Below are 12,650 nucleotides of genomic sequence, written 5' to 3' on the forward strand. Positions count from 1 at the left end.
AGGTGACGCCGTGGTCGGGGAGTGGACAGGGAGAGAGGCCAGAGCTCTTCGCGATGCCAAACGAATGAGCATCCGGGAGTTCGCGGCTCATCTCGGTGTGCACGAACGGCTGGTGTCGAAGTGGGAGGCCGGTGGGGTGCGGGTTCGCCCGCGTCCGGTGAATCAGGCCGCGCTGGATACGTCACTGGCCCGATCCGATGATGTTGTGCGCGCACGATTCTCGACCCTGCTGGCGCCCGCGGGTGATGCCGACCTGCTCGCGTTCGTCGATGCGGGAACTGTCAAAGGTGCTGTGCCCGAGGTGTTGTCGGAGAGGGAGTTGATCATGGCGGCTGCGCACGAGGCCAGCGAACACGCGGCCGCCGCGGAGGGCACCAACGTGGGGGCCACGACGTTGGCCCAGCTCGACGCCGACGTGCGGCGCATCGCCAACGAATACGTCCATGCCGCACCGGCGCCGATGATGGTGGAGATGCTGCGGGTGCGCAGGCGGGTGTATCGACTACTCGACGGGCAGCAGAAGCCGGTCGACACCAGCCACCTATATCTGCTGGCGGGAACACTGTCCGGGCTGCTGGCCAACGCGAGCACCGACCTCGGCTACCTCGACGCCGCGGGCGAACAGATCAGGGCCGCTTGGGCTTACGCGGAACTGAGCGGGCACAACGGGTTGCGCGCGTGGACGCGCGGCATGCACGCGCTGATCGAGAACTGGTCCGATCGCCCGCGCAACGCCGTCCAATTAGCGCGCAGCGGGCAGGAATTCGCCGGGCCGGGACTGGGGCGGGTGCGGCTGCTCAATATCGAGGCACGGGTGTGGGCGCGCCTGGGCAGCGACGCCGAGACCGACCGGTGCCTGCGCGCGGCCGAGGTGGCGGCCGGTGACCGCCGCGACGAACTGCACGACGAGATCGGCGGGGTGTTCGGTTTCGGCCCGCCCAAGGCCGCCTACTACGCGGGCGCCACCTGCATCCAGCTCGGCCGCGCCGAACAGGCGCTGGCTGCCACCGAACGCGCGATCACCCTCTACTCGAGCGGCCCGCCGCTGCAACGTTCCTACGGCGCCGAATCGCTGGCCCGCGTCGACAACGCGGCCGCCCACCTGATCAACGGCAGCATCGACGGCGCCGCCGACGCCCTGCGCCCGGTCCTCGACCTCCCCGAGGACAAGCGCATCGCCCAGCTCGGCGAACGCCTCGTCGGCCTGCGCCGCCGCATCGCCGCCCCGACCTATCGCGACGCGGTGGAAGCGCGCGGCCTCGACGAGCGAATCGAAGAGTTCTGTGTGGCCACCGCCGCGTTGGCGAGTCACCCGCGGCCGTAGAAGCCTGTCACCAGGCACAAAGCAACCGTGCGACGAAATCGGTTTGCCTCGGATGGCAACATGGACGCGTGAGTCCTCAATCGCCGCATGTGCCCCCGCGCGTTCTCGAGCAGTCGACGAAACTGCAGAACGTGGTCTACGAGATCCGTGGGCCGGTTCACGCACAGGCAGCACGCCTTGAGGCCGAGGGCCACCGCATTCTCAAGCTCAACATCGGCAATCCCGCCCCGTTCGGGTTCGAGGCCCCCGATGTGATCATGCGCGACATCATCGCCGCGCTGCCGTATGCCCAGGGGTATTCCGAGTCCAAGGGGATCCTGTCGGCGCGACGCGCCATCGTCACCCGGTACGAGCTGGTGCCCGGCTTCCCCGAGCTCGATGTGGACGACGTCTACCTCGGCAACGGGGTATCCGAGCTGATCACCGTCACCATGCAGGCCCTGCTCGACAATGGCGACGAGGTGCTGATCCCGGCCCCCGATTACCCGCTGTGGACGGCCATGACCAGCCTGGCCGGCGGTACTCCGGTGCACTACCTGTGCGACGAGGAGAACGGCTGGCAGCCCGATATCGCCGACATCGAATCGAAGATCACCGACAAGACCAAGGCCCTGCTGGTGATCAACCCGAACAATCCGACGGGTGCGGTGTACTCGGCGGAGGTGTTGCAGCAGATCGTCGACCTGGCGCGCAAGCACCGGTTGCTGCTGCTGGCCGACGAGATCTACGACAAGATCCTCTACGACGATGCCAAGCACATCTCGCTGGCCTCGCTCGCGCCCGATCTGCTGTGCCTGACGTTCAACGGTCTGTCGAAGGCGTACCGGGTGGCCGGTTACCGCTCGGGCTGGCTCGCCATCACCGGGCCCAAGGAGCACGCGGCCGGTTTCCTGGAGGGCATCGACCTGCTCGCGTCCTCGCGGCTGTGCCCGAACGTGCCCGCCCAGCACGCCATCCAGGTGGCGCTCGGCGGCCATCAGAGCATCGACGATCTGATTCTGCCCGGTGGGCGGTTGCTCGAGCAGCGCGATGTGGCGTGGGAGCGGCTCAACATGATCCCCGGTGTGTCGTGCGTGAAGCCGCGTGGCGCGCTGTACGCGTTCCCGCGGTTGGATCCGAATGTGCACGAGATCCACGACGACGGGAAGCTCGTGCTGGATCTGCTGTTGCAGGAGAAGATCCTGATGGTGCAGGGGACCGGATTCAACTGGCCTGCGAACGACCATCTGCGAATCGTGACGTTGCCGTGGGCGCGGGATCTGGCCGTGGCGATCGAGCGGTTCGGTAATTTCCTGTCCAGTTACCGGCAGTAGAGTTACAGGCGATGCTCACCTGTCACGGCTTTGACCAGTGAGTTTATGGGCTCTGGGCAGGGTGGGCATCCTGGTATGCCAGGTAAAACAGACTCTGAGTTCGGAATGTTGGATGTTTTGAAGATCTACTAGTGCAAAAGTCCATCTTTTGTGTACAGTAGACCTCGGCGCTTCGGCGCCCTGGCCCGGTTGTCTACCCCCCCTGGACAACCGAGAGCCTCAGGTATGTGCGCCTACCCCCCTGGGCGCCTGCCTCCGGCGGCGGAGACACCCCCCTGCTCTCCGCCGCCCACAAACCCGCCTCCCCGGGTCTAGGCCAGACCTAGACCCGGGGAGGCTTTTTGTGCGGGGAGTTACCCCTGTTGTTGCGAGATCTGGTGTTGCGGGCGTGTTATTGAAAACGAGGTCCTTTAAGCTCTGGTCGTGAGCGAGCATCATCACCATCACGACCATTCCGGGCCGATCGCCATCAGCGACACCGCAGCGAAGGTCGTCGTCGGGTTGTTGGCGATCATCGGGGTGGTGGTGTTGGTCGCGACGGTGATTTTGTGGCCGAGCGCGCAGCACGTCGAGATTCCGCTGCCCATGCAGACCATGTCCGGTGAGGCGGTGCAGACCGAGGCCGGAACGGTTGTCATGCAGGACATCGGGCCCTGCGGGAGCCCGTCGAACGGCAAGGTGTTCGCGGACAAGCCGGAACCGCCGCGGACCGCCTCCTACACCTGTCAGCGCAGCATCATCGACATCAGGTCGGGACCCGACGAGGGCAAGAAGACGCTGTTCGAGATCGCGCCGGGGCCGGGGCAGCCCGATCTGCGGGCCGGCGACGACATCCGGGTGGTGCGCGCCGCGGATCCGTCCGGGGTCACCATGTACGCGTTCGAGGACTACTCGCGCGGGCTGCCGTTGACCTTGATCGTGCTCGCCTTCGTCGTGGTGATCTGCGTGGTCGCGCGATGGCGGGGATTCCGGGCGCTGGTCGGGTTGTGTTTCGCGTTCGGCGTGGTGGTGATGTTCCTGTTGCCCGCGCTGCTCGACGGGAAGTCGGCGATTCCGGTCGCGCTGGTGTCGGGGGCGCTGATTCTCTACGTGGTGCTCTACCTCGCCCACGGGGTGAATCTGCGGACCAGTTCGGCATTGCTCGGCACCCTCGCGTCGATGGTGGTGGCGGCGGTGCTGTCCTGGCTGGCGATCGAGGTCACCCATCTCACAGGGCTGTCCGAGGAACAGAACACCAACGTGGCGACCTACATTCAGCATGTGAGCATCACCGGGCTGCTGCTGGCGGGGTTCATCATCGGCTCGCTCGGTGTGCTCAACGACGTGACCATCACGCAGGCCTCGGCGGCCTTCGAACTCGCCGCGCTCGATGAGGGCGCGTCGCGGCGGGAGATCTTCACCGCGGCCATGCGGGTCGGGCGCGACCACATCGCCAGTACGGTCTACACGCTCGTGCTCGCCTACGCCGGTGGAGCGCTACCGCTGCTGCTGTTGTTCAGCATCGCGGGGCGATCGATCACCGACGTGCTGACCGGGGACGCGGTGGCGATCGAGATCACGCGATCGGCGGTGGGCGGTATCGCGCTGGCGTTGTCGGTGCCGTTGACGACCGCGATCGCGGTGATGCTGGCCCGGCCGTTCGGTGCGAAGCAGGCCGCGGTGCCGCCCGCGCGGGCCAGGCACGCGCGGAACTGAGGTTGCTCGGACGCCGGACCGGCTCCGTTGAGCCCGGTTCGGCGAACCGGGCGGCGTCCAGCAGGCAGGAACGGTTACTGACCGGCAGGCGGGAAGCCGGGCAGGACCACCGGGGGCAGGGTCGGCAGGACCACCGGGGGCAGGCCCGGGACGACGGTGAAGGTGTTGGGGCCCTGGGTCGGCGGCGCGTCGGTGGTTTCCTCGGCCCGACGCGGATTGACCGGTGGCGCGGCGACGGTTTCGTGCTGAGCCTCGGTGGTCGCGGCCGAGGCCGTCGTCGGGCCGACGGCACTGGGGCGCGGCGCGGTGGTGGCGGGGACGGCTTGCGAACCGTCGCTCGACGAACCGCGCTCGAGCACTTCGGGGCCGTAGCCGAGGCCGAGGCCGATCGCGGCGACCACCACCAGCGAACTCACCGTCAGCACCGCCACGTTCAGTTCCCGGCGGGAATGCGCGCGGTTGGTGAGTGCGCTGAGCGGGCGGCGACCGCGGGTCGGCGCGGTGAGCCAAGCGGGGGTGGCGTCCTCGTGGTCGCCCATCGGGATCGGCGCCGGGGCGACGGGCGCCTGCTGGACCTGGGCGGGTCGAGCCAGCAGCGCGGCACCGCGGGCCAGCGCCGTTTCCGGCTCGGCGGGCACGATCACCGGCACGCCGATCGTGCGCTCCAGCACGCGCGCGATCAACGGAATCCGGGCGCCGCCACCGAGAACCAGCACCGCCTGCACCGGATGCTGCGCGCGGATGATGACATCGCGGGTCATCCGGGCCGACGACTCGATCGCCAGCATCATCAGCGCTTCGAAATTCTCCTGCGTGAGCAGCACCAGGCCCTGCTCGCTGGGTAGGGCCACCGCGTTGCTGTTGGACAGCTGCTCCTTGGCGGCCCGGCACAGACCGTCGAGAGCGGCCAGGCCCGCCGGGTCGGCGGGATGCGCGATCCGGCCCGAGGCGATCTGCTGCTCCCTGATCAGCGAATCCAGGTAGTCGCCGCTGATATCGCTGATCCGCTCGCACTGGTACACATCGCTGGTGCGGGCGTTGATCACGCTCACCGTGAGACCCGAACTGCCCAGGTCGTAGACGGCCAGGGTGGACACTTCCCGCATATCGCTGGTGGCATGGGCGAAGTGCACGGCGGCAACGGCTTCGGGAACGAGCTGGTAGTTCGTGAGCTGGCGTCGCGCCATCGCCGCGCGGACCGCCCTGGCCTGCGGTTCGCTGCGGAAGGTGATGGTGGTGGCGGCGATCTCCGGCGACGCGGCCAGCGTGGCGGCGATCGCGTCGGCGGCGGTTTCCTCGGCCTGCTGTTCCGGCATCGAGATGGATTGCACCTCGAACGAGTGCGCCGGAACGGAACCGTGCGGGCCGCCGTGCTGCGGACGCGCGAGGCGTACCGTCCCGGCCCCCACCGATATTCCCAGAACCGAACTCATCCGCTGCCCATCTCGTCCGTGCTGCACGACATGCGAGGGACTGCGATAACGCGGACCGAAATCCGCCCAGCCCCCGCTTGGCTCGTTACTCTACGGGGTGCCGAGTCCGGCGTATACCCACCCGGCCGCACGCCAGGTCGTGCTGTCCAAGCAGTTGCGACCGTCGATGATCGAACGGGAACGTACCACCGGGTCGAGGTCGGCCGGCGTCAAAGCGGTGAATTCGTTCCACTCGGTAAGGACCAGCACCACGTCGGCGCGATCACAGGCCTCCGAGACCGAGGTGGCGTAGTTCAACGTGGGGAACACCCGGCGCGAATTCTCGACTGCCTTGGGGTCGTACACAGTGACGACGGCGCCGTGCAGCTGGATCATCCCCGCCACATTCAAGGCAGGCGAATCGCGCACATCGTCGGATTCGGGCTTGAAGGCCGCGCCGAGGACTGCCACATTCGCACCGAGCAGGGAACCGCCGCAGGCGCGGGCGGCCATGTCGACGACCTTCGTACGACGGCGCATGTTGATGTTGTCGACCTCGCGCAGGAACGCCACCGCGTGATCGGCGCCGAGCTCACCCGAGCGGGCCATGAAGGCGCGGATGTCCTTGGGTAAGCAGCCGCCACCGAAACCGAGTCCGGCATTGAGGAACCGGCGGCCGATGCGGGCGTCGTATCCGAGCGCGTCGGCCAGCATGGTGACGTCGGCGCCGGTGGCCTCACACACCTCCGAGACGGCGTTGATGAACGAGATCTTCGTCGCCAGGAAGGCATTCGCCGAGACCTTCACCAATTCGGCGGTGGCCAGATCGGTGAGCAGGAAGGGGATCTCGGCGGCGATGAGGTCGGCGTAGATCTCGCGGATGTGCTCCTCCACCCACGCCGAGCGTTCGCGGCCGTGATCCAGTCCGAGGACCAGGCGGTCGGGGCGCAGGGTGTCCTGCACCGCGAAACCCTCGCGCAGGAACTCGGGGTTCCAGGCGACCTCGACGTCGACCTTCGCCTGTTCGCGGGCCCGAATGCCAAGGGCCGCGGCGGTTCCCACCGGGACCGTGGACTTTCCGACGATCATCGCCGGGCGTTCCAGCATCGGGGCGAGCGTATCCACCACCGCGTGCACGTATTTCAGATCGGCGCCGTACTCGCCCTTCTTCTGCGGTGTCCCGACCCCGAGGAAGTGGACGTCGGCATGGGCCGCGGCATCGGAGTAATCCGTGGTGAACCGCAGACGGCCGGTGGCGAGGTTGCGTTGCAGCACTTCCTCGAGTCCCGGCTCGTAGAACGGCACCACACCATCGGCCAACTTGGCCACCTTGCCGGGATCGACGTCCACCCCGACCACGTCGTGTCCCAACTCGGCCATACACGCTGCATGCGTGGCTCCGAGGTACCCCGTTCCGAAGACTGTGCATCGCATAGTTCTGTTGGTAAGCGGCGCGCGTGGCTACGCCGCGTCAGTGAGGCAAGAGGGGGCGCAACATCTGGTGTACAGGGGGAAACGCGAGCTGGGGATATCGGCGTGCGGGGCCCTCACCTGCGGAAATGCGATTGCTGCCGGGTGTACGGTTCGGATCGTCGGCCTGCACTCGTGGCGCGCCGCTCGGGTTCGCGGGGATTGGCATAATCGTGCGGGATCGCATGAATACGCCATCGCGGACGGAGCATTGACTGTGCGTCGGGTCCTGTTCGCCACGGGTGGATCACTGGTCGTGGTGTTGATCGCGGTGGTCGCGTTGTGGCCGGTATACGTGCGGCCGCGCACGGACGATCCGCAGGTCGCCGACGCGATTCTCGTTCTCGGTGGGGCGCACGACGGGCGCGAACAACTCGGGCTGCGGTTGGCCGCGCGGGGGTACGCGCCCCGGGTGCTGGTCTCCAATCCCTACGAACGCAGCCCGATGGTGAATCGAATCTGCCACGGGGGCTACAGCTTCGAGGTGATCTGCTTCGATCCGAGTCCGCGCACGACCCTCGGCGAAGGTCGAGAACTGGCGCGTCTGGGAGCCGAATGGGACCGCGTCATTGTGGTCACCTTCACCCCGCACATCTCCCGGGCCCGCTACATCCTCGGTGAATGCTGGGATGGCGAGCTGCTGTTCGTCGACCCGGAACCGCGGCTCTCGCCCGCCCGCTGGGCTTGGGACTACGCGTATCAGTCGGCGGGATTCGTGAAGGCCTGGTTCGCCGACTGCTGAACGCGTAAGGCCCCGCTCCGAAGCGGAGCGGGGCCTTACGCGGGAAAACTGTGGGGGTAAGCCCTATCAGTTGGCCGGAGCGAGCTCGGGAGCCGGAGCCGCGACTGCCTTCGGCTTGTCGGCCCACACGGTGGTGCCGTCCGGAGCCTGCAGCACCTGCAGCAGTTCCCAGCCGGTGACGGCCATGGTCGGACCGCCGATGGCGATCATGCCCACGATTCCGCCGACAGCGGCACCGACGGTCAGACCGGGGATGCAACCGACGGGGATGGTGACGACGCAACCGATCAGCGCGCCGACAGCGGTGCCGACGAACGTGCCGATCGCGGTGCCGATGCTGAACTTGCTGGAGAAGTCGTTGATCGCCTTCTGGTTCTCCTGCGCCGACGCGATGTCCTTGAGGACAGGCTTCGGGCTGACGACCTGCTGGCCGATGTTCACGCCGGCCGGCCGCTCCGGAGTGAGCTCCAGAACAGTGGAGTCCTTGACGACCTCGGTCTTCGTCGGGATCTCCGCGCCACCGATCGAGAAGGCGATCGGCAGGGCGATCACGACCGCGCCGCTGGTGTCCTTGATCTCGGCGACCTTGGTCTTGGGTGCTTCGGGGGTCTCGCCGTCCTGCTCGACAATCGAGAAGGTGCCGTTCTTCACGGTGGCGACAACGGTCTTGTCGACCAGCTTGACCGAGTATTTGATGTCCTGCGGCGCCTCTTCGGCATGAGCGGTGCCCATGGCCACGGTCATCGCCCCGATAACCAGTGCGGCAGCCGCAGTGGTCCTACGGAAGTTCATTCAGGTTCCAATCCATCAGGTGTGGTGCGGAGTGCGATCCAGCGACACGCGAGACTCGTCAAGCAAGGCATCCCTATGAGATGTCCCCTACTTCTCCCCGAGCAGTGTGAAGACCGGCACAGCATGCAGAACAGCTGGAGCTTAATGGACCGAATCCCGTGAAGCCAGAAGGAATTTCGATGGGCTTAGTAAGCCTGACCTTAGCTTCACCGCAGTTCACGGACGGTTTACGGTGTTCAACAGTCGCTACGGGAACCCCGCAGCAAACATTTTTGTGATATTGCTCACAGGCAAACCACAGGTCAAGTCCCAGTAAACAAGGTCAGAGCGCAAATGCCGATCCTACGGTGGACACCGGTAGTTACTGGCCGGTAACTTAGTGGCGGTTACGATACGAGCAATCGGGTGAGGTCTCCTCGCTCAGACCCTCGTGTTGCCTCGAAAGAAAGGTCGCGACATGAATGCCCTGACTATCACGTTGGGCACGATTGGAGCTGTGCTCAGCCTGTTCTGTTGGGCGTCGTTTATCGGCGGCGCCTGGAACATCGGCAAGGCCATCACCATCGGCCAGACGGCCCCCGATCGTTGGCGACCGTTCTTCCCACGGTTCAAGAACATGTTCGTCGAGGTCGCGGCCCACACGCGGATGAACAAGTTCCGCACGGTCGGCTGGGCGCACTGGCTGGTCATGACCGGCTTCATCCTCGGCGCGATCCTGTGGTTCGAGGCATACGGCCAGACCTTCGACGGCTCGTTCCACTGGCCGATCATCGGCAACTGGGCGATCTACCACCTGGTCGACGAGATCCTCGGCATCGGCACCGTGGTCGGTATCGGCGCGCTGATCATCATCCGTCAGCTGAACCACCCGCGGATCCCCGCGCGCCTGTCGCGGTTCAGCGGCTCCAAGATGGCGCCCGCCTATGTCATCGAGACGATCGTCTTGATGGAGGGCCTCGGCATGATCTTCGTCAAGGCGGGCAAGATCGCCACCTACGGGCACGGCCACGCCTCGACCGACTTCTTCACCATGCAGATCGCCAAGCTGCTGCCCGCGAGCCCGACCATGGTGTCGATCTTCGCGTTCATCAAGCTGATGTCGGGCATGGCCTTCCTGTACCTGGTCGGCCGCAACATCACCTGGGGCGTCGCCTGGCACCGGTTCTCGGCCTTCTTCAACATCTACTTCAAGCGCGAGGCCGACGGCAGCGTCGCCCTCGGTGCGGCCGCGCCGATGATCTCCAACGGCAAGGTTCTCGACATGGAGAACGTCGACCCCGAGGTCGACACCCTGGGCGCGGGCCGCATGGAGGACTTCTCCTGGAAGGGCTGGCTCGACTTCACCACCTGCACCGAGTGCGGTCGCTGCCAGTCGCAGTGCCCCGCCTGGAACACCGGTAAGCCGCTCTCGCCGAAGCTGCTGATCATGTCGCTGCGCGACCACGGTTACGCCGCCGCCCCGTACCTGCTGGCCGGTGGCCGCAAGGACGCCGGTGGCGACGAGGTCGGTTTGGTCGACGCCGACGGCAAGCCCGACGAGGCCGCGCTGGCCAAGATCCCCGAGGCCGCGCGTGCGGAGGCGGATCGTCCGCTGGTCGGTGGCGAGGACGTGCACGGCATCATCGATCCCGAGGTGTTGTGGTCGTGCACGACCTGTGGTGCGTGTGTCGAGCAGTGCCCGGTCGATATCGAGCACGTCGACCACATCATCGATATGCGCCGCTACCAGGTGTTGATCGAGTCGGAGTTCCCCTCCGAGCTCGCGGGTCTGTTCAAGAACCTGGAGAACAAGGGCAACCCGTGGGGGCAGAACTCCAAGGACCGCCTCAACTGGATCAAGGAAGTCGATTTCGACATCCCGGTCTTCGGTAAGGACGCCGACAGCTTCGACGGCTACGAGTACCTGTTCTGGGTCGGTTGCGCCGGCGCCTACGAGGACCGGGCCAAGAAGACCACCAAGGCCGTCGCCGAGCTCCTCGCGACCGCGGGTACCAAGTTCATGGTGTTGGGTGCGGAAGAGACCTGCACCGGCGACTCGGCCCGTCGTGCGGGCAACGAGTTCTTGTTCCAGCAGCTGGCCTTGCAGAACATCGAGGTCATCAACTCGGTGTTCGAAGGTGTCGAGCAGTCCAAGAAGAAGATCGTTGTCACCTGCGCGCATTGCTTCAACACGCTCAACAACGAGTACCCGCAGGTCGGTGGCCGCTACGAGGTCGTGCACCACACCCAGTTGCTGAACCGGCTCGTGCGCCAGAAGCAGCTGGTCCCGGTCGCCACGGTCTCGCAGAACATCACCTATCACGACCCGTGCTACCTGGGTCGGCACAACAAGGTCTACGACGCGCCGCGTGAGTTGATGGAAGCCTCCGGGTCGAACCTGATCGAGATGCCGCGCCATGGCGAACGTTCGATGTGCTGTGGTGCCGGTGGTGCCCGGATGTGGATGGAAGAGCAGCTCGGTAAGCGCATCAACGTCGACCGGGTCGATGAGGCGTTGTCGACGAATCCGACCAAGATCGCGACGGGTTGCCCGTTCTGCCGGGTCATGCTCAACGATGGTGTGACCGCGCGTCAGGAGCAGGGCCAGGGCGAGGGTGTCGAGGTCGTCGATGTCTCGCAGTTGATGTTGGACTCGATCACTCGTGTCGATGCCGCGCAGTTGTCGGCGAACCTGGTTGTCGTCCAGGAACCCAAGGCTGAACCGGAACCCGAAGTGGAACCGGAGCCGGTGGCCGAGGTCGCGACCGCGACCACCGCCGCGCCCAAGGCCGCTCCCGCTGGTGGTGGCCTGGGTATGAAGGGCGCTGCCAAGGCTCCCGGTGGTGGACTCGGGATGAAGGGCGCCGCCAAGGCACCGGGTGCGAAGGCATCCGCTGAAGCGCCTGCCGCTCCGGCCACAGCTGCTCCGGCCAAGGGTCTGGGCATGAAGGGTGGAGCGAAGGCTCCCGGTGGCGGCCTCGGTATGAAGGGTGGCGCCAAGGCCCCTGGTGCCAAGGCTCCTGCGGCTGAAGCGGCTCCGGCCGATGCGGCTCCGGCCGCTGAGACCGCGGCTCCTGCGGCTCCGGTCAAGGGTCTGGGTATGAAGGGTGCTGCTAAGGCTCCTGGCGGGCTCGGCATGAAGGGTGGGGTGAAGGCTCCGGGTGCGAAGGCTGCGGCTGCTCCTGCCGCGGAAGCTCCTGCCGAAGCGGCTCCTGCTGCGGCGCCCGCTGCTCCGGTCAAGGGTCTGGGCATGAAGGGCAAGGCTAAGGCTCCCGGTGCCAAGGCGGCAGCTCCCGCCGCTCCGGCCGCTCCGGCAGCTGAAGCGTCGGCAGCGGAGGCGGCTCCCGCTGAAGCTCCTGCCGCCCCTGCTGTTTCGGCTCCGGCTGAATCGAAGCCGTCGGTTCCCGCCAAGGGTCTGGCTATGAAGTCCGGGTTGAAGCGTCCGGGGCCGAAGGCGCCTGGTGCTGCGGCTCCGGCTGCCGCACCGGCTGAGGCTTCTGCCGCACCGGCTGAGTCACCGGCTCCGGCCGAAGCGGAAACTGCTGTGGTGGAACCGGCCACTGAGGCCGAGCCCGCCAATGGCAACGGCAACGGCACCTCGGTGGCGCCGCCGACTGCCAAGCCGGGTGGCCTCGGGTTCAAGTCCGGTGCGAAGTCGCCGGGGCGCAAGAACTGACAGCTGAACACGAATAACCAGTGAGGCGCGGATTCCCCGGGATCCGCGCCTCACTGGGTTTCTGCGTATGTACCTGGGTGTGCTGGTCAGGAGCTGGGGGCGGCCGGGGGTGGTTCTGTGGAGCTTTGTTCGGTAGTCCCAGGACGGTTTGACGCTGTGTTTATTGGCGCGCTGGCGCGCGCGTGTCCGCGGCCCTGAGGGGCCGCCGGTCAGGCACCGGGGCTTGCTCCTTCGTCGCGTACGCCCC

General features: G+C 66.5%; 8 protein-coding genes. 5 read left to right on the top strand and 3 right to left on the bottom strand.

Features of this window, described 5'->3' with window-relative positions; translation table 11 throughout:
• Nucleotides 1-64 precede the first annotated feature (64 nt).
• From ACFVJ5_RS22180 to ACFVJ5_RS22190, 3 genes are all read left to right on the top strand, one after another.
• Nucleotides 65-1,324: a helix-turn-helix domain-containing protein gene (locus tag ACFVJ5_RS22180; RefSeq protein ID WP_379222644.1), complete on the top strand. Its 1,260-nt coding sequence runs from the start codon at nucleotides 65-67 to the stop codon at nucleotides 1,322-1,324.
• Nucleotides 1,325-1,392: 68 nt separating this feature from the next.
• Nucleotides 1,393-2,637, top strand: coding sequence for a pyridoxal phosphate-dependent aminotransferase (locus tag ACFVJ5_RS22185; protein WP_378635225.1), 1,245 nt, complete (start codon nucleotides 1,393-1,395; stop codon nucleotides 2,635-2,637).
• Between the two features lie 423 nt (nucleotides 2,638-3,060).
• On the top strand, nucleotides 3,061-4,332 hold the full coding sequence (locus ACFVJ5_RS22190) for a YibE/F family protein (protein ID WP_379222646.1): 1,272 nt from the start codon (nucleotides 3,061-3,063) through the stop codon (nucleotides 4,330-4,332).
• Between the two features lie 74 nt (nucleotides 4,333-4,406).
• On the opposite strand, the gene ACFVJ5_RS22195 is transcribed toward ACFVJ5_RS22190, so the two are convergent.
• Together ACFVJ5_RS22195 and ACFVJ5_RS22200 are read right to left on the bottom strand one after the other, a co-directional pair.
• Nucleotides 4,407-5,765 (bottom strand): Hsp70 family protein, encoded by a 1,359-nt coding sequence (locus ACFVJ5_RS22195; protein WP_379222648.1) that lies wholly within the window; start codon nucleotides 5,763-5,765, stop codon nucleotides 4,407-4,409.
• Between the two features lie 90 nt (nucleotides 5,766-5,855).
• Nucleotides 5,856-7,178: a UDP-glucose dehydrogenase family protein gene (locus tag ACFVJ5_RS22200; protein WP_379222650.1), complete on the bottom strand. Its 1,323-nt coding sequence runs from the start codon at nucleotides 7,176-7,178 to the stop codon at nucleotides 5,856-5,858.
• Nucleotides 7,179-7,431: 253 nt separating this feature from the next.
• Between ACFVJ5_RS22200 and ACFVJ5_RS22205 the strand changes: the two genes are divergently transcribed.
• Entirely contained in the window at nucleotides 7,432-7,956 is a 525-nt protein-coding gene (locus tag ACFVJ5_RS22205) for a YdcF family protein (protein WP_379222652.1), read from the top strand.
• Between the two features lie 66 nt (nucleotides 7,957-8,022).
• Here the strand turns inward: ACFVJ5_RS22205 and ACFVJ5_RS22210 are convergent, their stop codons facing one another.
• Nucleotides 8,023-8,748: a hypothetical protein gene (locus ACFVJ5_RS22210; protein ID WP_379222653.1), complete on the bottom strand. Its 726-nt coding sequence runs from the start codon at nucleotides 8,746-8,748 to the stop codon at nucleotides 8,023-8,025.
• 457 nt (nucleotides 8,749-9,205) lie between these two features.
• Between ACFVJ5_RS22210 and ACFVJ5_RS22215 the strand changes: the two genes are divergently transcribed.
• On the top strand, nucleotides 9,206-12,403 hold the full coding sequence (locus tag ACFVJ5_RS22215; protein WP_379222655.1) for a (Fe-S)-binding protein: 3,198 nt from the start codon (nucleotides 9,206-9,208) through the stop codon (nucleotides 12,401-12,403).
• Nucleotides 12,404-12,650: the final 247 nt, after the last annotated feature.

The organism is Nocardia sp. NPDC127606 (assembly GCF_042671725.1).
GTDB lineage: Bacteria > Actinomycetota > Actinomycetes > Mycobacteriales > Mycobacteriaceae > Nocardia.

Bases quoted from the DNA above. Each gene is read 5' to 3' on its own strand.
- ACFVJ5_RS22195 (WP_379222648.1), bottom strand. From the start codon at position 5,765: ATGAGTTCGGTTCTGGGAATATCGGTGGGGGCCGGGACGGTACGCCTC.
- ACFVJ5_RS22180 (WP_379222644.1), top strand. From the start codon at position 65: ATGAGCATCCGGGAGTTCGCGGCTCATCTCGGTGTGCACGAACGGCTG.
- ACFVJ5_RS22210 (WP_379222653.1), bottom strand. From the start codon at position 8,748: ATGAACTTCCGTAGGACCACTGCGGCTGCCGCACTGGTTATCGGGGCG.
- ACFVJ5_RS22215 (WP_379222655.1), top strand. From the start codon at position 9,206: ATGAATGCCCTGACTATCACGTTGGGCACGATTGGAGCTGTGCTCAGC.
- ACFVJ5_RS22200 (WP_379222650.1), bottom strand. From the start codon at position 7,178: ATGCGATGCACAGTCTTCGGAACGGGGTACCTCGGAGCCACGCATGCA.